At 62.5% G+C, this 24,890-nt stretch carries 17 protein-coding genes; 4 read left to right on the top strand and 13 right to left on the bottom strand.

All coding sequences use genetic code 11. The features are described from left to right. The first annotated feature begins 170 nt into the window (after positions 1 to 170). The gene (locus ACWPVA_RS03530) at positions 171 to 743 is read left to right on the top strand and encodes a HupE/UreJ family protein (RefSeq protein WP_454286354.1); all 573 of its coding nucleotides are present in this window, start codon (positions 171 to 173) and stop codon (positions 741 to 743) included. Positions 744 to 781: 38 nt separating this feature from the next. On the opposite strand, the gene ACWPVA_RS03525 is transcribed toward ACWPVA_RS03530, so the two are convergent. The 4 genes from ACWPVA_RS03525 to ACWPVA_RS03510 all read right to left on the bottom strand — a co-directional run bounded on the left by ACWPVA_RS03525 (position 782) and on the right by ACWPVA_RS03510 (position 6,901). Continuing rightward, positions 782 to 3,046: a putative bifunctional diguanylate cyclase/phosphodiesterase gene (locus ACWPVA_RS03525; RefSeq protein ID WP_454286353.1), complete on the bottom strand. Its 2,265-nt coding sequence runs from the start codon at positions 3,044 to 3,046 to the stop codon at positions 782 to 784. 137 nt (positions 3,047 to 3,183) lie between these two features. Beyond that, complete coding sequence (gene queF / locus ACWPVA_RS03520) at positions 3,184 to 3,648, bottom strand: preQ(1) synthase (protein WP_454286352.1); 465 nt, start codon at positions 3,646 to 3,648, stop codon at positions 3,184 to 3,186. Then, complete coding sequence (locus tag ACWPVA_RS03515) at positions 3,645 to 4,574, bottom strand: cation diffusion facilitator family transporter (RefSeq protein WP_454286351.1); 930 nt, start codon at positions 4,572 to 4,574, stop codon at positions 3,645 to 3,647. Before ACWPVA_RS03515 ends, queF begins: the two co-directional genes overlap by 4 nt. Positions 4,575 to 4,711: 137 nt before the next feature. Next, positions 4,712 to 6,901, bottom strand: a complete 2,190-nt coding sequence (locus ACWPVA_RS03510) for an anthranilate synthase (RefSeq protein ID WP_454286350.1) — start codon at positions 6,899 to 6,901, stop codon at positions 4,712 to 4,714. 335 nt (positions 6,902 to 7,236) lie between these two features. On the opposite strand from ACWPVA_RS03510, the gene ACWPVA_RS03505 reads away from it, so the two are divergent. Beyond that, positions 7,237 to 8,133 carry an extensin family protein gene (locus tag ACWPVA_RS03505; protein ID WP_454286349.1) on the top strand — a complete coding sequence of 299 codons (897 nt, stop codon included), beginning with the start codon at positions 7,237 to 7,239 and terminating at the stop codon, positions 8,131 to 8,133. A 78-nt stretch (positions 8,134 to 8,211) separates the two neighbouring features. Here ACWPVA_RS03505 and ACWPVA_RS03500 read toward each other — a convergent pair whose 3' ends face one another. From ACWPVA_RS03500 to putA, 3 genes are all read right to left on the bottom strand, one after another. After that, on the bottom strand, positions 8,212 to 10,425 hold the full coding sequence (locus tag ACWPVA_RS03500; RefSeq protein WP_454286348.1) for a TonB-dependent hemoglobin/transferrin/lactoferrin family receptor: 2,214 nt from the start codon (positions 10,423 to 10,425) through the stop codon (positions 8,212 to 8,214). A 282-nt stretch (positions 10,426 to 10,707) separates the two neighbouring features. Next, complete coding sequence (locus ACWPVA_RS03495; RefSeq protein ID WP_454286347.1) at positions 10,708 to 12,387, bottom strand: formate--tetrahydrofolate ligase; 1,680 nt, start codon at positions 12,385 to 12,387, stop codon at positions 10,708 to 10,710. 214 nt (positions 12,388 to 12,601) lie between these two features. Continuing rightward, positions 12,602 to 15,721 (bottom strand): bifunctional proline dehydrogenase/L-glutamate gamma-semialdehyde dehydrogenase PutA, encoded by a 3,120-nt coding sequence (gene putA / locus ACWPVA_RS03490; protein WP_454286346.1) that lies wholly within the window; start codon positions 15,719 to 15,721, stop codon positions 12,602 to 12,604. 110 nt (positions 15,722 to 15,831) lie between these two features. Here putA and ACWPVA_RS03485 point away from each other — a divergent pair, with 110 nt between their 5' ends. Continuing rightward, the gene (locus ACWPVA_RS03485) at positions 15,832 to 16,293 is read left to right on the top strand and encodes an Lrp/AsnC ligand binding domain-containing protein (protein WP_454286345.1); all 462 of its coding nucleotides are present in this window, start codon (positions 15,832 to 15,834) and stop codon (positions 16,291 to 16,293) included. A gap of 164 nt (positions 16,294 to 16,457) precedes the next feature. Continuing rightward, a complete protein-coding gene (locus tag ACWPVA_RS03480; RefSeq protein ID WP_454286344.1) occupies positions 16,458 to 17,180 on the top strand; it encodes a LuxR C-terminal-related transcriptional regulator in 723 nt (240 codons plus the stop codon). 184 nt (positions 17,181 to 17,364) lie between these two features. On the opposite strand, the gene ACWPVA_RS03475 is transcribed toward ACWPVA_RS03480, so the two are convergent. The 6 genes from ACWPVA_RS03475 to ACWPVA_RS03450 all read right to left on the bottom strand — a co-directional run bounded on the left by ACWPVA_RS03475 (position 17,365) and on the right by ACWPVA_RS03450 (position 24,586). Beyond that, entirely contained in the window at positions 17,365 to 18,474 is a 1,110-nt protein-coding gene (locus ACWPVA_RS03475; RefSeq protein ID WP_454286343.1) for a DUF2333 family protein, read from the bottom strand. After that, entirely contained in the window at positions 18,467 to 19,765 is a 1,299-nt protein-coding gene (locus ACWPVA_RS03470; protein WP_454286342.1) for a DUF6638 family protein, read from the bottom strand. The genes ACWPVA_RS03475 and ACWPVA_RS03470 overlap by 8 nt, the downstream gene beginning before the upstream one ends. Beyond that, on the bottom strand, positions 19,762 to 21,684 hold the full coding sequence (locus ACWPVA_RS03465) for an AAA family ATPase (protein ID WP_454286341.1): 1,923 nt from the start codon (positions 21,682 to 21,684) through the stop codon (positions 19,762 to 19,764). Before ACWPVA_RS03465 ends, ACWPVA_RS03470 begins: the two co-directional genes overlap by 4 nt. 3 nt (positions 21,685 to 21,687) lie before the next feature. Beyond that, positions 21,688 to 22,836 (bottom strand): hypothetical protein, encoded by a 1,149-nt coding sequence (locus tag ACWPVA_RS03460; RefSeq protein WP_454286340.1) that lies wholly within the window; start codon positions 22,834 to 22,836, stop codon positions 21,688 to 21,690. A 46-nt stretch (positions 22,837 to 22,882) separates the two neighbouring features. Next, positions 22,883 to 23,971, bottom strand: coding sequence for a hypothetical protein (locus tag ACWPVA_RS03455; protein ID WP_454286339.1), 1,089 nt, complete (start codon positions 23,969 to 23,971; stop codon positions 22,883 to 22,885). A 228-nt stretch (positions 23,972 to 24,199) separates the two neighbouring features. After that, positions 24,200 to 24,586, bottom strand: coding sequence for a c-type cytochrome (locus ACWPVA_RS03450; protein ID WP_454286338.1), 387 nt, complete (start codon positions 24,584 to 24,586; stop codon positions 24,200 to 24,202). Positions 24,587 to 24,890: the final 304 nt, after the last annotated feature.

Below are 24,890 nucleotides of genomic sequence, written 5' to 3'. Positions count from 1 at the left end.
CCGGGACTGCCGCATTTCCGGCGGTGCCGACGCCGCTGTGGGGACAGCCTCGGCCAGGGCTTTGCCGTAGACAGCGACAAAGCGCTTACGATAGTCTTCGCAGCGCGATATAGCCGAAGGCCGGCGCGACTGATTTCCGGGCGCCGTGTCGACCAATAAGAGGGACAACCATGTTCAAACGCCTTTCCATTACCGCCGCATTTCTTGGCGCCGCCACCGCCCCGGCCTTCGCCCATCTCAATCCCGCGGAACACGGCTCGCTAATGGCCGGCCTCTCCCATCCGCTCTCGGGCGCAGACCATATCCTTGCCATGGTCGCCGTCGGTCTGTGGGCGTCGCAGATCAGCGGACGCGCCCTCCTCGCCGTGCCGGCCGCCTTCGTCGGCACCATGGCGCTAGGCTTCCTGCTGGCCGTATCCGGCATTGAAATCCCGTTCGTCGAGCCGGCCATTCTCGCCTCGGTGATCGGCCTTGGCCTGCTGGTTGCAACCGCCGCACGCCTGCCGGTTACCGCGTCTGCCGCCGTCGTCGGTGTTTTCGCGCTGTTCCACGGCCATGCCCATGGCGGCGAACTCGGTGCCGCCGGCGCGCTCCAGTTCGGCCTCGGTTTCCTCGTCGCCACCGCCGCCCTGCATGCCGCCGGCATCGGCCTCGGCATCGCGCTCGGCCGTATGGGCCCGTTCGTCACCCGCCTGCTTGGTCTGGCGACCGCTGTCGGCGGTGCCGCCCTCGTGCTTGGCTGATCAGCAAAACCACTCCCTGAACAGGTGGTCGGCGGGTTTCACCCGCCGATCTTGTTTTTGATCGTTGGGGACTTTCTCAACCCAGGGCGGCGCGGTGTCGTGTCGCTCCGCCCGCCGAGCAGCGTGCCGACATCCTCTTGGCTCATCGGCCCGGCAAACAGGAAGCCCTGCAATTCATCGCAGCCGATTCGGGTCAGGAAGTCGTTCTGCTCGTTCGTCTCCACGCCCTCGGCCGTGGTCTTCAGGCCCTTGGCCCGCGCCAACTCCACGATCGCCTGGACGATTGCCTCGTCGCCCCGATCCTTGCCGAGACCGTCGATGAACATCTTGTCGATCTTGATATGATCGACCTCGGTCTCATGCAGTCGTCCGAAGGTTGAGAAACCGGTACCGAAGTCGTCCAGGGCGATATGGATCCCGGCGGCCCGCAGTGCCCGGATATTGGCGGTGCAGGTTTCGGATCCGTCCATCCACGCTGTTTCCGTGACCTCGAGTTCGAGCTTGTGCGGCGAGAGCCCGCTTGCAGCAAGAATTGACATGACCTCCATGGCAAAGCCATTGTACCGCAGCTGGACGGCGGAAACATTGACGGCAATGTTGTCGATCGGCCAATGAGCCGCGGCCCGACAGGCCTCCTCGAGCACGTAGCGGCCGAGTTCCCGGATCAGTCCCCCCTCTTCAGCAATTGGCACGAAATAGACCGGGGAAATCAGCCCGCGCGTCGGATGATGCCAGCGAACCAGCGCCTCGACACTGCCGACCTCACCGGTCGTGGCAAAATACTTGGGCTGATAAAGCACGTGAAGCTGGCTACGGTCGGCCAGCGCGCGGCGCAGGTCGCGCTCGATCTCTGCCCGCTCCCGAACCATTGCGTCCATATGCGGTCCGAAAATCGAATAGCACCCGCGTCCGCTCGCCTTGGCGCTGTAGAGCGCGACGTCGGCCTTGCGGGTCAGTTCTGTGCGCTCCGTCCCATGCTGCGGCGAAAGCGCCACCCCGATCGATATGCCGACAAAGGCATTCTGGCCCTCGAGGACGATGGGCTGGGAGACCGATGAGACGATCGCCGTGCAGAGCGCCTCGACTTCGTCGATCTGGCGATACGGCGTCAGCACATTGAACTCGTCGCCGCCGACACGGCACAGCGAAGAATGAGGTGGCAGAAGCTTGCTGATGCGCTCGCCGACCTCGCGAATGACGTTATCGCCGGCCGGATGACCAAGCGTGTCGTTGATCGGCTTGAAGCGATCGAGATCCAGGTAGAGGATGGCGACCTGCGCCGGTATGCCATCTCGCTCGCGCAGCGCTACGTCGAGCAATGTCTCGAAGGAGGCGCGATTCAACAGCCCGGTCAAGGAATCATGGCTGGCGAGATAGCGGATGCGCGTCTCCTGATCGCGATTGGCCATGGCGCGATGGTAGAGCATGGCAATGAAGATGCTGACCACGCCGCCCAGCAAAAAGAAGATGGTCAGCAGTACGGGCGCGATAGAGGTGAGGAAGTCCTGCCCGGGCCGGTAGGGCTCCCATACGACGAAGCCCATGACACTGCCGTCATTGGTTACCAGCGGCAGTGCGGCCTTTCTTTCATCCGCCTCGTCCGTCAGCGAAAAGTGCATGTTGTTGAAGTCGTAGCTGGTCTCGAGTATCTTGAGGAACGGTCCGTCAAGAAAGCGGACCGCGACATGGACATATTCCGCGCCGACGACCTGTTCGATCTCACCGGTGTCGCTGACGATCGGCTTGAGGCTGATCACGGCGGGACGGCCGTTGAGAATACGGAAATCCGTAAAGCCGGGGCTGTCGATACCGTCCTCGACGCCGATCGGGTTTCCCCCGCGAAGTGCCTCTCGCAATTGCTGCAACATCGGAGCCGCAGTCGCTTCGATCGAGGCGTAGGCACCCGCGTCCTGCTGTGCGCCATCTTCGAAGGCGTAGACCGGCTTCCCTTCCGGGTCGACCACGTAAGCGGCGTCATGTCCGAAATAGGTCTGCATCCACTCGCCGAGATTGATATGGATCCACGCCATATTCTCGGATAACGCATGCTCCCGAATATTCTTGACGGCGTCGTCCCAGACGGTGACGCTCTCCTGGTCATGGGCGATCTCGAAACGGAACCGGCTGATGACATAGCTCGCCATCTGTGTCTGTCGGGCAGTCGAGACGGCGTCGATCTTCCAGGTCGACCAGACCAGGAAGGACAGGGTTATCACGGCAAGCGCGGCCATGCCGAAGACAGCAGTCGCAATGACCTTCAGGATGGAAAAATCGGCCGAGCGACGCAAACCGTGAAACGTCATGATATGTGAGCCTCTGTTCATGTACTCAACAAATGGCAGATTCCCCTTAACGCTGCGCTTCGCGGCAAGGTTTCAAATTCGTTAACCTCGCAGGGTCCGATCCGCTCTCGACTTGGAGAGAATGCGGTTTGCCCCGTTCAGCCTCGTCCACGATAGGCCGCAACACCCTGTTCCGGCAACCAGATACCCTCGGGCGGCGCCCCGGTCTGCCAGAAGACATCGATCGGCATACCGCCACGCGGATACCAGTAGGCGCCGATCCTCAGCCACTTCGGAGCGAGCAGGTCGACCAGCCGTTTGGCAATGTAGATCGAGCAGTCCTCGTGGAACGCGCCGTGGTTGCGGAAAGAAAACAGGAAGAGCTTCAGCGACTTGGATTCCACCAGCCAGTCGCCGGGAATATAGTCGATGACGATGTGGGCGAAATCCGGCTGGCCGGTCATCGGGCAGAGCGAGGTGAATTCCGGCGCGGTGAAGCGCACGACATAGTCGGTACCGGCATTGCCATTCGGCACGCGCTCCAGCACGGCCGTCTCCGGACTGCTCGGGGCCTCGACATTCTGGCCGAGCTGCGACAGTCCGCTGACGTCGGTCTTGCTCATGATCCCTGCTCCTTGGTATTCGCCACGACGCCGACCCTAACACCATGCGCCGTTTCGCTTTCAGGCTCGACATGGATGGTAATATGGCCACCCGGAAGCACCGCTTTGACGGCGGCCTCCAGCCGGTCGCAGATCCTGTGCGCCTCGCTGACCGGCATCTGACCGGGCACGACGAGATCGAAGGCAACGAAGGTGACGGCACCACCGCGACGGGTGCGCAGGTAATGCACATCGAGCGAGCCGGCCGAGTTTTCCGCGATCGCCGCCTTGATAGCCGCCTCCTCTTCCGGCTCGACCGCCTTGTCCATCAGCCCGGCGACCGAATGGGAAATGACCTTCCAGCCCTGATAGATGATGTTGACGGCGACAAGAATGGCGAGCACCGGATCGAGGATCGCATAGCCCGTGACCACCACCAGCACCAGGCCGACAAAGACACCCGCCGAGGTCACCACGTCCGACATGATGTGATGACCGTCGGCCGCGAGCGCCGGGGATCTGTGCGTCTTGCCGATGCGGATCAGGGCCCGCGCCCAGATCAGGTTGATGATGCCCGCCGCGCCGTTGATCGCAAGCCCGAGAACGGGCGCATCGAGCACTTGCGGATCAGCGAGCGCTGAAACGGCTTCCCGGATGATGAGCAAGGCCGCCAGGACAATCAGCACGCCCTCGGCAACGGCGGACAGGTATTCTGCCTTGTGGTGGCCATAGGGATGGTCGTCATCCGCCGGCTTCTGGGCGTAGCGAATAACGAAATAGGCGACGAAAGCGGCAATCACGTTGACGGTCGATTCCAGCCCGTCCGACAGAAGCGCCACCGACCCCGTCACCCACCAGGCGACAAGCTTCAGCCCCATCACGCCGAATGCCAGCGGAATGCCCCAGAAGGCGAGGCGCTGAACGATGCCGTTGCCCTTTTCGACCATGATCTCCATCCTTGCAGATGCGAGCGAATTGCAAAATGCGCCCGCCAAAAACGCAAAACCGCCCGCGTTCGATGCGCGGACGGTTGTTGATCGCTCATATGGACGAACTGACCCGCCTTGTCAAAGCCGCGACAAGTCTACGCCGCCTTTTCCTTCGCCCGCCGCGCCAGATGCGCCACGACGTTCTCGATCATCCGCATGCCAGCGTCGTGGCCGAGCGTCATGATCGATTCCGGGTGGAACTGCACGGCGGCGACCGGCTCCTTGGTGTGCTCGATACCCATGATCGTGCCGTCCTCGCTCTCCGCCGTGATCATGAAATCACGGTCGAGCGTGGTCGGGTCGGCGAAGATCGAGTGGTAGCGGCCGACGGTCACTTCCTTGCCGAGACCGGAGAAGACGAGGCCGGGTTCCAGCACGCGGATGCGCGACGGCTTGCCGTGCATCGGCACCGCCAACTGGCGCAGTTCCCCGCCATAGGCTTCGGCGAGCGCCTGCAGCCCGAGGCAGACGCCGAAGATCGGCAGATTGCGGGCGCGGGCGTGTCTGATCGTCGCCTTGCAGTCGAAATCCTTCGGGCTGCCCGGTCCGGGCGACAGCACGACGAGGTCCGGATCCATCCGGTCGAATACCTCTTCCGGCACCGGCGTGCGCACGGTCGAAACCTCGGCGCCCGTCTGGCGGAAATAGTTGGCGAGCGTGTGGACGAAACTGTCCTCGTGGTCGACCAGCAGGATCTTGACCCCCTGCCCGACCTTGGCGACGCCGCGCTTGGCCTTGCCGTCGTTTCCGGTCTTGGCATCACGGATCGCCGCGATCATCGCTGAGGCCTTGAGTTCGGTCTCGGCCTCTTCCTCGTGCGGATCGCTGTCGTTCAGGAGCGTCGCGCCGGCGCGCACCTCGGCAATGCCGTCCTTGATGCGCACGGTGCGCAGCGTCAGCCCGGTATTCATGTCGCCGTTGAAGCCGACCATGCCGATCGCCCCGCCATACCAGGCGCGCGGGCTCTTCTCATGCGCCTCGATGAACCGCATGGCCCAGAGCTTCGGCGCACCGGTGACGGTAACGGCCCAGGCATGGCTGAGGAAGCCGTCGAAGGCGTCCATGCCGTCGCGCAGCCGCCCCTCGATGTGGTCGACAGTGTGGATCAGGCGCGAATACATCTCGATCTGCCGGCGGCCGATGACCTTGACCGAGCCCGGCTCGCAAACGCGGCTCTTGTCGTTACGGTCGACGTCCGAGCACATGGTGAGCTCGCTCTCGTCCTTCTTGGAATTCAACAGCTTGAGGATCTGCTCGCTATCGGCGATCGGATCGTCGCCGCGCTTGATCGTACCCGAGATCGGGCAGGTCTCGATGCGCCGGCCCGAGACGCGCACGAACATTTCCGGCGAGGCGCCGACCAGATATTCCTGGTGTCCGAGATTGATGAAGAAGGAATAGGGCGACGGATTGATTTCCTTCAGCCGCTTGGAAATCTCCGACGGCTTGCTATCGCAGCGTTCCATGAACTTCTGCCCCGGCACCACCTCGAACAGGTCGCCCCGGCGGAAGCTCTCCTTGGCCTTCACCACCAGCTCGGCATATTCGCCCGGGCGATGGTCGCCACGCGGCGGGATCGTATCGGTGTGCTTGAACGGTTCCGGCGCGATCTCGCCCGACTTGTCCTTGGTGGAAAGCCCGCCCTTGGCGAAGTCGTAGCGGTCGATCCAGGCCTTGGCCGAATAGTGGTCGACGACGAGGATCTCGTCGGGCAGGAACAGCACCATGTCGCGCTGGTCTTCCGGCCGCGCGAGCGACAGCTTGATCGCGTCGAACTGGAAGGCGAGATCATAGCCGAAGGCGCCGAACAGGCCGATCGAGGAATCCGCATCCGAATGGAAGAGATCGGTGATCGCGCGCAAGACAGTGAAGACCGTCGGGATCTTCGAGCGTTCCTCTTCGGTGAACACCCGGTCCGGCTCGTTGACGACGAGGTCGAGGCGCCGCGCCGTGCGGGCGCCGAGCGTCAGGTCGGCGACGGTCGAAAGCGTGTCGGCGATCAGCGAAAGAAGCACTTCGCCGCGCTCGTTATAGGCCTCGATCCAAACCTTGCGGCCGAAGCAGGAAAGCCCGAGCGGCGGATCGATGATGGCGGTGTCCCAGCGCGTATAGCGGCCCGGATATTCGTAGTTGGAGGAGAACACCGCGCCGCGCCGTTCGTCGAGCCGGTCGATATAGCTCGAAATGGCATCGGCATAGGGCGTCGGCCGCCTCTCGCGCGTGACGGTGATCCCGCCCCGCGTCTCGTAGGTCTCTCCGCCGTCGTCCCGAATGATCGTCGCCATGCTTGCGTTTCTCCGTCTCTCAAGGCCCGGATCGAGGCGCCTCAAATACAAAAAAGCCGCCTCAGGTTCTCCGGGCGGCTTTGGGGTCACTTGTCGTTGGACATGACTGGTCAAGGCCGCGTTAGCGAGCCCACCACCAGTTACCGTTGTTCATCGACTTGATCATGAGAGATTTCATAGCGTGGGGCGCTTTTTGGTGCAACGGGATTTTCCGCAGGCGTGCTATTTTCCAGCCACCGGCCCTCGGCAATCCGCCGGCGGTTCCGCAAATCGGCGCAACCATTCTCCGCTCGGGGCGTTGTTGCAGCGTCCCCATCCAACCGAAAGGCGGCCGAATGACGAAGCGGTTTGCAGTCATCCTGATCGGCCTCTGCCTCCTCACCGGCGCGGCCCTGCCGCCCACCGGCCCGGTTCCGACCGAGAAACCGCCGTCGCCGGCCGACCGACCCGCCGTTCCAGCCCCGGCCGAAAAACCCGCTACGGGTGGGGAAGCCACACCCGCCCCCACGCAAACCCCTGTCCCCGCCGAAGACGTCGTTCCGGCAGAGAAGCCAACGGATGCCCCTTCGCCCTCGCCCCCGCCGACGGGCCCGCCGCCGCCTGCCCGGGGTCTGCCACCCGTCCCAGGCCTGCAACCCGCAGCGCCGGCGGCCATCCGCGTCGAGCCGGAAGACCCGGAGCAATTCGCCGCCTGCCGGGCCGAACTGGAGACGCTCGGCGCCGTGTTCGAAGCCGCAGCCCCAATCGACGACGGCGAAGGTTGCGGCATGAGCCATCCGATCACCGTCCGCGAAATCCTGCCCGGCATCACGCTGGCGCCCGAGGCGACCTTCCGTTGCGAGACGGCGCTGCAGCTGGCGCGTTTGACGCGCGAGACGATCATCCCCACCGCCCGCATCGCGCTTGCCGACAAGGGCGAACTGAAGGCGATCCACCAGGCCTCGGCCTATATCTGCCGCAACCGCAACAATGCAACGACCGGCAAGATCTCCGAACACGCCCACGGCAATGCGGTCGACATCGCCGCGCTCGAATTCGACAAAGGCATCGTGCCCATGGCGATCGCCGCGCAGGACGACGGCACCTTCCCCGCCGCCTTCCAGCGCAGCCTCAACGCCGCGGCCTGCCTCTACTTCGCCACCGTGCTCTCCCCCGGCAGCGACGAGGCACACAAGGACCACCTGCATCTCGACGTCATCGAGCGCAAAGGCGACTACCGCTTCTGCCGGTGACGGAGACAGGCTGGCGAAAACGAAAAGAGGTGGCGCCCTGTCCGCGCCACCCCGTCATTGCTGCTGAAAGTCAGTCCGTTAAAATGTCTGCGTGATGGAAACCTTGAAGGTGCGGCCGGGTTCGGAATAATAGTCCTTCGGCTGCGAGGCGCTCGAGGTCAGGTCGATGTCGCGCCATTTGACCGCGTCGTAATATTCCCGGTCGAACAGGTTGTAGACGCCGGCGGTCAGCCGCAGGCCCTTCATCTCTTCCGGTTCCCACCAGCCGGTGAGATTGACGAGACCATAGCCGTCCGGCTGGAACGACGCGGTCGAGTCCTTGTCCACGGCCGCGACACCGATGAAGCTCAGGTCCGTTCCCCAGGTCTCGGTCTGATAGCCGACCCCGACAATGCCCTTGAACGGCGGCACGCTGTCCAGTAGTTCGCCGGTTTCCTCGTCCTCGCCATTGGCATAGGCGAAGGAGGCATGGACGTTGAAGCCGTTGTCGAATGCCTTGTGCGCCCGCGCCTCAAAGCCGAAGATCCGCACCCGGTCGAGGTTCTCATAAGTTGTCGACCCCCAGGGAAAGCTCGGATTGGTATAGCTCGTCACGCTGTCGATGAAGTTCCTGTACTTGTTGTAGAAGGCCGTCACCCGGCCACCGAACTCCGCATCGCCGAGATTGGCGCCGATCTCGAAGCCGTTGCTGGTCTCGGATTCGAGATCGGGATTGCCGATCACCTCGTACATCGGCGGCGTCGAATAGCTGAGATAGAGCTCCGACACGTTCGGCGCCTTGAAGCCCATGGCCCACTGGGCGAACAGCTCGACCTTGGGATTGACTTCATAGGCCGCGCGCAGCTTCGGCGAGAACTGGAAATCGCTGCGGTCGTCCGGCAGGCCGCCGGTCGCATAGCCGCTATTGGCGAGATAGTCGTCAGTCTTCTGCGGCTGGTAATCGAACCAGTCAAAGCGGATGCCGGGCGTCAGGCTGAAGCCGCTCTCACCGAACGAGATCTTGTCGTCGACGAACAGCCCGACGCGCAACGCGTCGACATCCGGCATGTCGGACTGGTTGGTGTGGTGGAACGAGCACGAATAGGGCGGAACCGCCGCCGTGTCGCAGACGTCCCTGCCGGCCGTGTACTGGCCGTATTGCGAGAAGGAGAAATTGCCGCCGATCGTCACGTCATGGCGCGTCGTGCCGAAGTCATACTGGTTGGCGACTGATCCGACGACGCCGATCGACTGCTCGTCCATGTCGTTCGAGCGGTACCACGGGCCGGCAAGCGAGCCGACGCGCGTGCCGTCTACGGCCGAGCTGGTCTCCACTCGCTGCCAGTAGATCGTCAGGTCCGCCTTGTCGATCGGCCCCGTCAGATCCGGTGCATCATACCGATAGTCAATCGAGACGCGGTCGCGCTGCTTCAGCTCGTCGCCGTCGAGTTCGGAATAGTTGCGGGCCGCACTCTCCTCGGTCTTGAGGTCGGTGGCGATGTCCTTGCGGAAGCGCTCCGCCGTCAGGCCGATCATGTGGCCGGCGCCGAAATCCTGGCGCAGCTTGAACAGCAGGTTGTGCTGGTCGAAATCGGCCGGATTGGCCTCCGAGCGGGTGGCCCCCGTTCCGCCGACCGAACCCTGGTTGTCGCGTTCGTGGCCGGCCTTGTAGCCGCCCTGGAAGAGGATCGAGGTGTTCTCGACCTTTTTCGCGATGGCGACCGATCCGCCGAGCGAGTTGTCGGTGCTGTCATAGGTGGTCTTGGCCATGCCGCCGAAGGTGGCGCCCTCGGCGATCAGGTCCTCCGGCTCCAGCGTGCGCAGGATCATGGCGCCGCCCAGCGCGCCCGAACCGGCCCGGCTCGAATCGGCGCCGCGCATGATGTCGACGGTCGAGAGCGTGGAGAAGTCGAAGGTGTCGATGCCGCCGTCGGCCCGCGTTGAGGAGCCGAGCGAGGTGGCGCCGGCCTGGCGGGCGTCGTTGACGAGATAAGGGATCGGAATGCCGTCGATCGTCGTCAGCACACGGTCGGCCTCGAGCCCACGAATGTTCACGCCCGCGCCGGCAAGACCGGTCGAGACGCCCGGCTCGGTGGTGTTGCCGAGGTCGTCGATGCTGGTGATCTGCTTCTTCTCGATCTCGGCCGCCGTGGTCTCTGTGGCAAGCGGCGTGTCCGCCGCCGAGCCCGCCGGGATGCGCTTGCCCTTGACCAGGATGGTCTGGAGCTGCGTTTCGCCGGCCGGCTGGGCCGTGGCGCTCTGCGAAAAGGCGCTCGAGGCCGGGATAAACCCGGCGAGCGCGGTGCAGGTCATGAGGATTGCTCTGAAAGGATGCGAGCCCATAAAATTCCCTTTTCCGTGGCCGCAAAAGTTCCACAGCCGCGGATGTGCATCCGCGACGGCCGGCCGGATCAATGTGTGTCTAGAACGTGGCAAAGGGCTGCAACTGCCCTCTCAATGCCATCTATAAAACATGATTGTTCGAGTCAACATATAAAACATGATTTTGTTAATCATGTTTTATCGCGCAGCTGCGCGCATGCCGAAAACCCACATCGGTTTTGCCGGACGGACCGGGAGAAATGGCTGAAACGCCTAGAACAGCCCTTCGACAAAACCCTGCGCGTTGAGGGCGATGCGCTCGGCGGCCGGCGAACTCGGCAAGCCCGGCATGGTCATGATCTCGCCGGTGATCGCCACGACAAAGCCCGCGCCCGCCGACAGACGAACTTCCCGCACATTGACGACATGCCCCTCCGGCGCACCGCGCAAGGCTGGATCGGTCGAGAAGGAGTACTGCGTCTTGGCGATGCAGACCGGCAGGTGGCCGTAGCCTTGCGCCTCCCAGGCCACAAGCTGGTCACGCACCGTCTTCGCGGCCGTCACCTCGGCGGCATGATAGATCTTCGACGCCACTGTCTCGATCTTCTCCATCAATGGCATGGCGTCGGGATAGAGCGACTTGAACGCGGCCTGGCCGGAATCGGCCAGCTCCGCCACCCGCTGCGCCAGTTCCTCGATGCCCGCCGAACCGTCGGCCCAGTGGCGGCAGACGATCGCATCGCCCCCAAGCCGCGAGACATACTCCTTCACCGCCGCCACTTCGGCGTCCGTATCAGAGGTGAAATGGTTGATCGCGACGATGACCGGCACGCCGAAGCGACGGACATTGGCGATGTGGCGGCCGAGATTGGCGCAGCCGCGCGTCAGCGCCTCGACATTCTCGGAACCGAGATCGTCCTTCTTCACCCCGCCGTTCATCTTCAACGCCCGGACCGTCGCGACGATCACCGCCGCGGCGGGTTCAAGCCCCGCCTTGCGGCACTTGATGTCGAAGAACTTTTCCGCCCCGAGATCAGCACCGAAACCGGCTTCCGTCACGACATAGTCGGCGAGCTTCAGCGCCGTCTTCGTGGCGATTACCGAATTGCAGCCATGGGCGATATTGGCGAACGGCCCGCCATGCACGAAGGCCGGGTTGTTCTCCAGCGTCTGCACCAGGTTGGGCTGCATCGCGTCCTTCAGAAGCACGGTCATCGCCCCGTCGGCCTTGAGGTCGCGGGCAAAGACCGGGCTCTTGTCGCGCCGGTAGCCGACGATGATGTCGCCGAGCCGCCGTTCCAGGTCTGCAAGATCCGCGGCGAGACAGAGGATCGCCATGACTTCCGAGGCCACCGTGATGTCGAAGCCGCATTCCCGCGGGAACCCGTTGGCGACACCGCCCAGCGAACCGACCATCTGGCGAAGCGCCCGGTCGTTCATGTCCATCGCCCGCCGCCAGGTGATGCGGCGCACATCGATGTCGAGCGCATTGCCCCAGTAGATGTGGTTGTCGACCATGGCCGCGAGCAGGTTGTGGGCCGAGGTGATGGCATGGAAATCGCCGGTGAAGTGCAGGTTGATGTCTTCCATCGGCACGACCTGCGCATGGCCGCCGCCGGCCGCCCCGCCCTTGACGCCGAAACACGGCCCAAGCGAGGGTTCTCGGATGCAGACCATGGCCTTTTTGCCGATGCGGTTCAGCCCGTCGACCAGGCCGACGGTCGTCGTCGTCTTGCCCTCACCCGCCGGCGTCGGATTGATCGCCGTCACCAGGATCAGCTTGCCCTCGGGGCGCCCGTCCAGAGAGCGGATGAATTCGGCGGACACCTTCGCCTTCTCGTGGCCGTAGGGCACGAGCTGTTCGACGGGAATACCGAGTTTTGCGCCGATGTCCTGGATCGGCTTCTTGGTCGCCGCACGAGCGATCTCGATATCGGACTTGAATTCACCCATGGACTACAAACTCCCCTTGCCCCGCTTCGGCTCTTCAAGCCGCTGCCGTACCAATAAACCGCAGAACCGCCTTCAAGGCGAGACCACGCTGGCCTCCGATTTATCCGACGGCGACGAAAAAGGAAATGAATGCGGCCTCCTGGGCCGACGGCGCCGCTGGACGACAAGAGATGAACGGACGAGAGGCTTTCGCCTCCCGTCGCGCTTCTGCGGATCAGCCCTCGCCGATGGCGATCAGGCTGGCATTGCCGCCGGCGGCGGCCGTATTGACCGAGATCACCTGTTCCACTGCAAAGCGCATCAGATAGGCCGGACCGCCGGCCTTGAAACCGGTGCCCGACAGGCCCGACCCGCCGAACGGCTGGGTGCCGACGACCGCGCCGATCATGTTGCGGTTGATGTAGACATTGCCGGTGTCGAGCGCCTCGGTGACGGTGCGGATGGTCGCCTCGATGCGGCTGTGCACCCCGAGCGTCAGGCCATAGCCGGTGGCATTGATCGATTCGATCACCTTGGCCAAATCCTTCGCCTTCCACCGCACCACATGCAGCACCGGACCGAACACTTCCTTCGTCAGCGCCTCGGGCCGGTCGAGCTCGATGATATGCGGCGCGAAGAAATTGCCGGTATTCGGCACCGATCCGGCATAGCGGATCTTCTGGCCCTTGCGCATCTCGGCCACATGGCCTTCCAGCATCGCCTTCTGCTTCTCGTCGATCACCGGCCCGACATCGGTCGTGGTCAGCGCCGGGTCGCCGAGATTGAGCTCACGGGCCGCCCCCTCGATCATCTCCAGCATGCCGTCGGCAATGTCTTCCTGCAGATAGAGGATCCTGAGCGCTGAGCAGCGCTGGCCGGCCGAGCGGAAGGCCGACATGACGACGTCGTCGGCCACCTGTTCGGCAAGCGCGGTCGCATCGACGATCATCGCGTTGATGCCGCCGGTCTCGGCGATCAGCGGCACGATCGGGCCGTTCTTGGCGGCAAGCGTGCGGTTGATCGCCTGCGCCGTTCCGGTCGAGCCGGTAAAGGCAAGGCCGCCAAGCTGCGGATGGGCGGAAATGGCGGCGCCGATCTCCGGACCACCCGGCAGAAGCATCAGCACATCGGCCGGAACACCGGCCTCATGCATCAGCCTGACCGCCTCAAAGGCGATCAGCGGCGTCTGCGGCGCCGGCTTGGCGACGACGGCATTGCCGACGACGAGCGCTGCCGAGACCTGACCGAGGAAGATCGCCAGCGGAAAATTCCACGGCGAGATGCAGGCAAAGACGCCGCGGCCGCGCCACAGGAGCCGGTTGCTCTCGCCGGTCGGGCCCGGCATGGCCTCGGCCTCGCCGAACAGTTTTCGCGCCTGGACGGCATAATAGCGGCAGAAATCGACCGCCTCGCGAATTTCGGCAATGCCGTCGTCCAGCGTCTTGCCGGCTTCGGCCGAAAGCAGGGCCAGCAGCCGGTCGCGATTGGCCTCGAGCAGATCGGCCGCCTTCTCGAGGCAGGCGGCGCGCTCCTCGACCGGTGTCTTCGACCACACGGCAAAACCCTTGCGGCCCGCGATAAAGGCGCGATCGACATCGGCCACGGCGGCATTGCGCACCGAGCCGACAACGCGGCTGCGATCCGCCGGCGACAGGACCGGCACGGCCTCCGCCTGGCCTGTGGCGCCGGGCACCAGCGGACCGGCATCGACCTTGGCCGTCTGGCGCGAAAGCGATGCCATCAGCCCTTGCAGGCTCTCGCGGTGGCCGAATTCGAATCCGGCGCTATTCTTGCGATCCGGGTAGAGCCCGAGCGGCATGGGGATCTGGTTGTGGCGCACGCTCTTGCCCTTGTCGATGCCCAGCCGTTCGACCGGCCGCTCCAGCAGGTTGGCGATCGGCACGTTCTTGTCGCCGGCAACCGCGACGAAGGACGAGTTCGCACCGTTTTCCAGCAGGCGACGGACGAGATAGGCGAGCAGGTCGCGATAGCCGCCGACCGGCGCATAGATGCGGCAGGCGATCCGCTCATTGCCCGACAGCAGGTTGTTGTAGAGCGCCTCGCCCATGCCGTGCAGGCGCTGGAACTCGAAGCCGGTGCGATCGGCGCCGGCCAGTTCCAGGATCATCGCCACCGTCAGCGCATTATGGGTGGCGAACTGCGGGAAGATCCGTTCGCGCTTGGCCAGCATCTTCGCGGCGCAGGCGAGATAGGCGAGATCGGTCGCCGGCTTGCGGGTCCAGACCGGATAGTCGTTAAGGCCGCGTTCCTGCGCCCGCTTCACCTCGGTATCCCAATAGGCGCCCTTGACAAGGCGCACCATCATGCGCCGGCCGTTCCGTCGGCACAGTTCGTCGATATAGTCGATCACCTGCGGCGCGCGCTTCTGGTAGGCCTGGATGGCGAGACCAAAACCGTCCCAGCCGGCCAGCGACGGATCGGAGAACACGGCGCCGATGACGTCGAGCGAGAGTTCGAGCCGGTCGGCCTCCTCGGCGTCGACGGTGAAGTTCAGCTGGTGCGCCTTGGCCATCTGGGCGAGCTTCAGGAGATCCGGCACCAGTTCGCGCATCACCCGCTCATGATGGGTGGCGAGATAGCGCGGATGCAGCGCCGAGAGCTTTACCGAAATGCCCATGCGGTCCGGCAGCTGGCTGCCCTTGCCGTGCTTGGCCATGAAGGCGCCGATCGAGTCGATCGAATCGGCATAGGATTTGAAATAGCGCTTGGCGTCTTCCGCCGTGCGGGCGCCCTCGCCCAGCATGTCAAAGGAATGGCGATAGCCCTTCTCTTCGCTCTTGGCGGCGCGACCGAGGGCATCCTTCATCGTTTCGCCGAGCACGAAGTGATGGCCGAGGAAACGCATGGCCTGCTTGGTGGCCGAGCGCACGGTCGGCAGGCCGAGCCGCTTGACCAGACCGCGCATCACGCCCTCAGGCGTCTCGCCGGGACGGATGACGCGGGCAGAGAGGCCGAGCGCCCAGGCAGAGGCCGACACAAACCAGCTGTCGCCATGCGCCTCGTGCTCGCTCCACCCGCCCTCTTTCAGCTTGTCCTCGATCAGTCGATCCTGGGTCAACGCATCGGGCACGCGCAGCAGCGCTTCGGCGAGAACCATCAGCGCCAGGCCTTCACGGGTCGACAGGCCGTATTCCCGAAGAAAGTCCTCGACGCCGCCGATCGAGCCGGAATTGTTGCGGATCGCCTCGATGAAACGCGTGGCGCGCGCGTCGATCGCGGCATTCTGCTGCGCGCTGAGCGACAGACTGGCCGCAAACGCGCCCATTAACTCGTCGTCATCGCCGGCATAGGGGGCGGAAAAAAGCGGGAATTCGGGCATGGCGCTCTTGCTCATCGTTACCTCCGTGATATCGGCAACGTATCCACACATTGGTGATTTTAATCGCGGATTTTTACGGTATAATCCGCGAAAACAACCATAAAATCGCCAGAGGATAGCGAAGAATGAAAGAACTGGACAAGCTCGACCGGAAGATCCTCCGAACACTGCAGAAAGAGGGCCGGCTCACCAATATCGAGCTCGCCGAGCGGGTGAGCCTCTCGCCAACGGCGACCGCCGAGCGGGTTCGCCGGCTGACGCGCGACGGTATCATCACCGGTTACATGGCCATTCTGTCGCCGGAAAAGCTCGGGCGCAACCTGCTGGTTTTCATCGAGGTCAAGCTCGACCGAACGACGCCCGATGTTTTCGACGCCTTCGCGGCAGCAGTCAAGCGCTCGGACGACGTGATGGAGTGCCACATGGTGGCGGGCGGTTTCGATTATCTGGTCAAGGCCCGGGTCGCCGGAATGGAAGCCTATCGCCAGTTCCTCTCTGAGGTCATCCTTTCACTTCCCGGCGTACGCGAAACGCACACTTATGCCGTAATGGAGGAGGTGAAGACGGGATCTGCGCTGCCGGTCTAGTGCCCGATCAGGCTGGGAACCCAACCTTTGTTTACCAAGGCTCCCGATTTTTCTATTTTGTACGTGGACTTTACCCCGAACCCAGTTAAAAAAGCACTGGCTTTTCGGGGCGACGAATGCCTTCGTTAACCATAACATACACCTCTCAACGTTTGAATTGACGCATGATTACCGCAGAACGCCAATCACTGCTGAGCGGTGAAATAGCGAGCAGCCAGACACGTGTTCAGTTGATGAGCATCATGGAACGGATCGTCGGCGAATTCTGCCTCGATCACGTGACGATCATGGTTGCCCCGACACCGAACGATCTGGCGATCATGCCACTGGTGCTGGAGAGCACGCTTCCCCAGCAGTTTTCCCGCGAATTCGACAAGAACCAGTTCCTGCGCCATTGCCCCATCCTGCCGAAATTCAAGAATTCGATACTGCCCCAGACCTGGCACCTCGGCGACAACGGGCTCTCGTCGAGCTTCGAATGCCCGGACAAGATGCACGAGTTGATGAGCCGCTTCGGCCTGCTGATGGGCATGATCTTCCCGATGAATTCGGTCGATGGCGGGCGCTATCTCCTGCGCTACGACGGACGGCGCGAGCCGCTGCACCAGATCGAGTTGAATGAACTGGGCATGATCTCGCTGCACGCCTTCGACGTCTACGACCGGATGCGGCGCGCGGAAACCGCCGCACCGAACATCCTGTCTGCCCGCGAACTCGAAGTGTTGCGCTGGACGGCCCAAGGCAAGACTTCGATCGAGATCGGCCGTATCCTCTCGCTGTCGGATCACACGGTCAACGCCTACATGACCAATGCGATCAAGAAGCTGGACTGCGTGAACAGGACGCAATTGGTTGCCAAGGCAATACGGCTGAAGCTGATCAACTGATTTCCGGGAACTGCGGGCAATTCGGCGCTCGGGGGGAAGAGGGTCTATCTTGCCTCCTGCTCTCCACGAGGTTTGACCTTATGGCGTTCCAATGCGGCCCAAGCGACGCCTTGACCGAGCGCGCTTCTAAGTCAACGAACAAACGGTTTGAAACCGACCCGCCAAAGGCGGGCCGGCCATCGCGCTAACGGTCGAGCACCGAGCGCAGTTCCACCATGTTCGAGCGCACCCTGAGAATATAGAAACCCATGGTCGCCAGATGGGTTGGCATGATCCAGCCGTCTTCAGACCCGTTGGAGATGATCGCCGGCTGGATGCGCAGTGCACTCTGCAATTGCTTTTCCATCTCGGTCCAGATGGCCGTGAGGTTGCGCTCGCGGATCACGTTGACAAAGTCAGCCTTGGTTGCCTGTAGCAGCGCATATTGCGCATAGAGTTGACCATAGGCGAACCAGAAGCGGTCGTCGGCGCGCGTATCGAACCAGCCGGCATTGAATTCTTCCGAGCGCCGGCGAAGGATATCGGACGTATTGCCGAGGTCGCTCGCCATGCGGTCGAGCAATTGCACGAGATTGTCGGCGCGCGCATCAAAAACCGCGGCGCAGGTCTCAAGCGAGGTGTTGAACTTGCGCCAGCTATCGACGGCCGAGCGGTAATAGTTCGGCGTCGGCGTCTTGAAGCCGAGCGGATCGGTGCCGAAGTACCAGGTGCCCTCGTCGAATTGAATATTCCCACGGGCATTTTGCAGGTCGCTGTTGATGCCGGATGTGCCGCGCACGCGGCCGAGGTTGTCGGCAAGCTCGATCGCCAGACGACGCGCAACCTGGTTGACGCCGCGCTGGAACGAGGCCTTGTTGTCGAAGAACGGCGTATGGTCCCAATCCACGCCGAAAAGGCCGAGCTTGTAGATCAGCGACGAAGAGATCCAGATATTCTGGTTGACGTTCGTATCTGTAAGGTCGGCGACCACGGTCACGATCGCGGAATTCTGGCAGGAGCCCGGCTTGGCGGCATCCTGCTGGCCGGCCGCGGTCTGGCGAGCCTGGAAGTTGTAGGTCTGGACGAATTCCGGATCGAAGCCATACCAGACCTGGGTGCGCCAGATGAACTGGCCGTAGAACCCGATCATCACGAGTACGAACAGCAGAACCGGGATCTTGATCAGCCAGTTGCGCCGCTGATACCAGCTGTGCGCCGCCAGGAACGGCCAGAAGATCGCAGCCACCACCATTCCGATGCCGCGGCCGATGGCGGCGAAGACGCGTTGGAAGAACGCGATGACCGGATCAAGCATTGTCGTCTTCTCCTATGCCGTAGAGGCGTTTGCGGAAACCCGCCTTGTCTTTCAGGTAAGTCTGCGACAGGCGGGATACAACGAATTCCCGGAAGCCATCGCTAAACTCTTCGTAAGCATCATAAAAGCCCTGCTTGTCGAAAATGAACCGCGATACGAAGTCCATCGGAGTCATTTGCGAAATCAGGCGATTGACAAGCCACTGGTCGGGATGGTCGGGCCTTGCCCTGACCAGCAGGAAACGTCGGGCTGCCTCGACATCCTCAATGCGGATGCTGCCGGAAACACCGATCGCCCGGATCATCTCCTGCAGGAACGGATAGGTCCCCTCGCGCGCCACGCGCTCGGCATTGCGGTGGATGAAGGTCTGCAGCCACACGGCGTCGACCTTGGAGAAATCCATCGTCGGATCGGCCGCGTAGGCGACACCGAGCGCCGCCGTCTCGGCGCGGTGGGCGAGAAGCCCTGAACTTTCGACCCAGCTTGCCCGTGGCAACTCGACCCGACCCGTCTTGGCGAGGAAATCGAAGATCTGCGCCGGGTCCTTGATCGAGATATAGCTGACCTGCCAGGGCCGCGAGCGGCGGAAGCCCGGTGCCGACGGATCGCAGATCACCGTGGTGATCTTGTCGTCGACGAAGACATAGGTGCCGCCGAAATGATTGGCCCAGAAGGCATCGTGGCGGAACACCAGCTTGTCGGGCACCAGCACGTTCTGGCGGATGTCGCCGGTCAGCTTGGCAAGCTCGACCATGCGATTGAGAAGCGCGTCGTCACGCCAGGCATCGGGATCGCTCTGCAAACGGTCGGACAGCCGGCGAAGCTCGGCCGCCTTGCCCAGCAGATCCTCGGCCGAGAGCACCTTGAACTGCACCTCGTTGATCGACAGCAGGTCTTCCAGGCTCTCGACCGTCGCGACCGAATCCTCGATCTCGCCGTAGAGCGCGTCCTTGATCGTCACCGCGTTGATCGCCCGCGCATTGGCAGTGTAAAACTCGTGCATCAGGCCGGCGGTGTTGGAAAAACTCGTGTGAACGACCGGCAGACTCTCCTGCTCCGGCGTCAGGATGACGAAACGTCGGTTCACGCGGTTTGGATCCAGATAATCCTTGTCACCCAGCTCGGCGGCAATCTGCGGTGAAAAGCCGGTCATGTCGATGTCGAATTCGGCAAGCGCCGTCGGCTTCAACCCGAAGCCCGAAAGCGCCTTGTTATAGCGCGCCACGAGATGCGGCTCGGTGACTGCGAGCAGCCGGCCGTAGATCAGTTCGGCTTCGAGAAGACGGTTCATGCCGACCACCTGCCCTCACGCTTCATCGCCTCGATCTCGCCGATCGCCCGTTCCCTCTGCCGTTCGCGGCGGATGATCTCGGTGACGGCCGCCTCGTCCGACTTGTCGGCATAGCGGAATTCGCTGTCGGCATAGCGATTGATCTCCTGCAGGATCATCTCCATCGAGATCGGGCCGCGCAGTTCCGCGATCATCGCCTTCTTCTCGTCGTAGCCCTTGTGCATGAAGGCCTCGGGCGTTGCAAACCAGTCGTCCGGAAGCTCCACGTCCATCACCCGCATTTTCACGGCATCGGTGATGTTCTTGATCGCTCTGCCAGTGAACCGCGGCTCGGAAAGCTTGATCGCGTGCAGATAGGCGCCGATGTCGGCGAGCGTTTCGATCCGGCCGCGTTCCTTCTCGAACCGCTCCCAGACCGCAACGAGGCCCTCCTCTTCCGGCCGTCCGTGCTTTTCATAGGAAACGCCGACCGCCCGCTTGATCTCCTGGTTGGCAAACAACTGGTGATCGCCGAGCGGGATCGTGTGGTTCTTGCCGATCAGCAGCGCGAAGATGTCGATATAGTCCTCTTCCGTCTGCGGCCCGTCGACCAGCCAGCGGGCGCCGGCACGCTGCCTCAACGCGTCATCGACATTCTCCGGATAGTTGGAAAACATCCCGAAGGTGCAATTGCCGCGCACCACTGTCGACGCCCCAGCAAAGGCCTCCATCAGAACTGCAGTCACCTCATGCTGCCCGGCGGATGCCCGGTCGTCGGAGCGCTTGGCCGTCACCTGGTCGACGTCGTCGATCGTGCCGAAGCCGATGACCCGTGGATTGACCACATTGTCGACGAAAGCCTTGGCATTCTGTCCAGACTTGCCCTGGTAGGAGGAGATCTGGTCGACGCCGAGGTTCTCGTAGTGGAAGGCATAACCGGCAACCTGGCAATAGTCGTTCACCAGGCCGGCGAGCATCTGGATCAGGATCGTCTTGCCGGTCCCGGGCAGGCCATCGCCGATGAAGGTGAAGAGAAAGCCGCCAAGCTCGACGAAGGGGTTCATCTGCCGGTCGAAGTCGTAGGCCATCAGCATCTTGGCCAACTTCATCGCCTGGAACTTGGCGATGTGGTTGCCGACGATCTCCTCCGGCTTCTTGAATGTCATAACCAGCGGTTTGCGCCGGCGTCCGGGCGCCACGTCGAAACCATCTAGGGTGAAATCGTCCTGATCGATGCGGATATGCGTGTTTTCAAAGGAGGCAAGCCCGGTGAAGCGGCCCTTGCGGCTGAGAAGCCCATCGATCGCCGTACGCGCAAAGGCCCGCGCCCGCTGCCCGAGCGTCGCGTCGTCGGCAGCGCCCTTGAGAACTCCATCAAGCCCCGCCACCATGCTCTTCAGCGCATCCTGCGGCGTGTCGAACAGGAAGTCCGGCTCCGGCGTGTCGTTGACGGGCTCACCCTCCCCGGCAAGTGTCGACAGCAGATATGCAGCGAGTGAAAAGGCGGCGACATAGGCCGAAGCCGACAGAAGGCCCTTGAACCGGCTCGCCTCCTCGCCCTGCAAGGGGGCAGTGACGTTGCGCGCCTGCAATTGCTCCAGATCGGTCTGCCGGCCAAAGACCTCGCCGATCGCCAGCGCCACCTGAATGCCACGCCTGACCCGGTAGAGCACGCCATGCTGCGTCGGCGACAAAAGCGGATCGCTGCTGCCTGACGACTGGATGGTCTTGGCAAGCTCCACCTCGCGGGTGCGTCTGACACCGCCGGTCGAAACCGTCGAGACGAAACGCCGCCCGGTGCCGGCCAGCGCCGTCCCCGACGCCCCCTCGCCCGGATCGAGCGCCACGAACCGCGTCACCAGCGCCTGCGCCACGGCCAGATGCTTGGCGATCTCGTCTTCACGAATAGTGGTGAGGCCAGCGTTCAACCCGTTACTCATCTCTCAGACCTCGCTGACGACATTGTTCCCGGAAATGACATGGACCTTGTAATTGCCGAAGATCGCATTGGCCTCGCCCGAGGCATAGAGCGCCTGATAAGCGTCGTGCGGCACCAGCGCATGCTTTTCGTAGGCCGAGACACCCATGCGGGCGGCCTCAAGGTCGTTGGTTTCGATGTGGAATTCCTGGCTCGCAGGTGTCGAGGAAAAGAAGCCCTTCTGCGCCGGCCTCTCGGCCTTGGAGAACACCTCCTGCATGGTCCAGGTCAAAAGCCAGGCATTCTCGGACTTCCTCACCCGCGACAGGATCTCGTTGATCCGCGCATTGTTCTCGGTGATCCCTGCCGTATAGAACGGCCCGAGCACGATGCGCCTCAACTGCTTGGGATGCAGCGTCGGGAAATCCTTGTCCATGTTGGTCGCGATCGTCGCCGGCGTCAGCGAATAGGCGCCGTTTTTGCCGGCAAAATCGTCAAACTGCGCGGCGAGCTGCGGATTGAGCAGGCCGCCGACCGGCAGCGGGACATCGACATCCGGATTGAGCTTGCCATCCTTGCCGACCAACAGCTCCCGAACGTTGTCAGAGGAATCCTCGAGGCCCGCGACATAGATCATCGGCAGCGTGCTCGAGCCGTCGAAAACTGCCCAGGTTACCACGTAATAGGGACGGCCTGATTTCTCGCTGACCGTCACGCGCACCGTCTCGGGCAGCACATAGGGCGAGAAGATGTCGCCCTTGCCGATCTGTTCGAGATAGATGCGCTCGGCCATCTGAGACTGCAGCGCGCCCGGAAAGGCCTTCGTGCGCAGAATGAAATCGCCCATCTCGGCCCGGATCGCCTGAGCGTCCGGCAGATTGGCGAGCCGCTTTTCGGCAGTCAGCCGATCGTTTTCGAGCTCCAGCACATTCTGGAACACGGGAAAGCCGCTCTCGGCACGGGAGATGCGGAACTGCTCGGTAAAGCCGATGCGGTTCTCCCAACAAGCAAAGGAATTCTTCAGCCGCTCGACGTAGGGCTGCAGCAACTGACCGGCGAACCCGCTTCCCAACAGCGCGAGATCCGGATCGGAAAGATAGGTCTCCAGTCCGCCGAGCGCAGCGCGGATGGCGTTGAAATACTGAGCGACCGGCCCATCGACAGCGTTCAGCATGACGAGAGCGCCCCGACGGTGTGATTGGTGGCGGTTGAGGTGACCATCACGACTTCACGTAATTGGCCGCATTATGCTTGTCGAGAACCGCCTGGAAGCGTCGCGCGAAGGCTTCGTCGGCCAGCTTCTTGCGGCGCTGGATGTCCTGGGTCGCCAGCATGTTCTTCTCGTGCAGCTCCAGGAGGTCGCCGATATGCTTCTGGGCGGCAGCGCCCACGCCGGCCATGGTCTCTTCCGCGGCCGTGTCCACCTGGCTGCCGAGCGTGTTGATCTTGTGTGCCACGTCCTGCTGGGCGGCCGTCTTCAGCGAGTTTTCCAGCGCCTTGTAGAGCACGATGCGCTGCTCCGTATCGATGGTCAGCTTGTTGATCAGCGTGTTCTGCGCCGCGATCTGATTGTTGAGGCTGTCGACGAAAGTTTGGAACATCGAGGTATAGCGCTCAAGCGTCTGGCTCTCGGCCAGCAGTTCCTGTTCCTTCGCCTGCGCCTGATTGTATTCGGTCGCCAGCTTCGAGCGTTCGCCTTCCAGTTCGGTACGCGCCGACTGGTCGGTCGAGGCGGCAATCCTGTTCTCGATGTCGAGCAGCATCGGGTTCAGTTCCTCGATGCGCTTCTGCGTCGTCTCCAGGTTGGCGATCGTCATCTTGCGCCGCTCGATCACCTGGATCAGGCTCGCTTCCGAGCTCTTGTAGCGCTGGTCGAGCACGCTGCGCTGTTCCTTCAGGATGCCGACAATGCTGTCAGACTTCGCCAGCAGTTCCTGCAGGTTGCCGGCGAGCGACATGTTGCGCACCCGCTCGGTGCGCATGCGCTGCGCCCTCTGCTTGGAGAATATGCCGATGAACTTCTCGTAGCCCGAATAGCTCTTCATGCTCTCGAATTCGGCGCCGAACACGTTGGTCGCATCTTCGAGCCCGATGATCAGGTCGGCGATATTCGCCTCCATCACCTTCTGCTGCTTGATCACATCCTCGATGCGCGCATTCTCGATGTCGAAATTGACGTCGCCGATTTTGGTATCGGCCTTGGCGAACTGGTCGAGCACGACGCTCGACTGCTCCATCTTGCCCCTGACTTCGTTGACGATGGTGCGGGTTTTCTCGATTTCGCTGTCGAAGGACTGTAGCGAGGCCATGCGATCGTCTCCCTGAACTGTCGCCGGATCTTGCCCGGCCCAAGCGGCATGTCACCGCAACCTTATAACAAATCAATGATATTAGAACTGCCGCGGCGCACGGCGGAAAGAAATTTACAGGCCAGATATGGAGGCTGACGCTGCGCCCGCAAGTGCGGGCAAACAAAAACGGGCAGCGGACGCTTGCGCGCCACTGCCCGTAATTGGAAAGTCGATGGACGTGCCTGCTTACTTGACGGCGGTCGGATCCTTCAGGTAGGCGATGACATTCTTGATATCATCCTCCTTCTTCAGCCCGGCATAAGTCATCGTGGTCCCCTTGACCAGATCGCGCGGCTTGGGAAGATATTCCTCCAGCAGTTCCTCGGACCAGACCTTGCCGTCCGCGCCGAACTCCTGCATGGCCTTCGAATACTTGAAGCCTTCGACGGTGGCGACCGGACGATCGATGACGCCCATCAACGTGGGGCCAACCTTGTTCTTGTCATCGGTGGCCGAGTGGCAGGCCTGGCATTGCTTGAACACCTTCGCACCGGCGACGGCGTCACCGTCGGCAAGGGCCGCGCCCGCGGGAATTGCCAGCGAAGCGGCCAGGATCAGACAGCGAATTTTCATGAACTCTCCCTTTGAAAGTCGTAGCGCGCCACGCGAATGCGGCTCCTCTGCTAAACACTCTAGACCAACCATGCGCCAATTTCCACAGGACGCAATGCCGCGCCTCAGGAAAGTGTCACGCCACCTCAGTCTTATCACGGGTTCCGCCGGGTCAACCTCGACTTAAGAATTGATCTGGAGAGGGTTGCGCGTCGCAAACAGGAACCGGAATAGGGCGCAAATGCGCACGCGTGCTTGCTTTTGTGGTGTTTAGATTGTTGACTTGGGAACATTAAAAAAAATGGGAGTGCCTCAATGACCATGA

Source organism: Rhizobium arsenicireducens (genome assembly GCF_964021225.1).
This window is presented reverse-complemented; position numbering and strand designations above follow the sequence as displayed.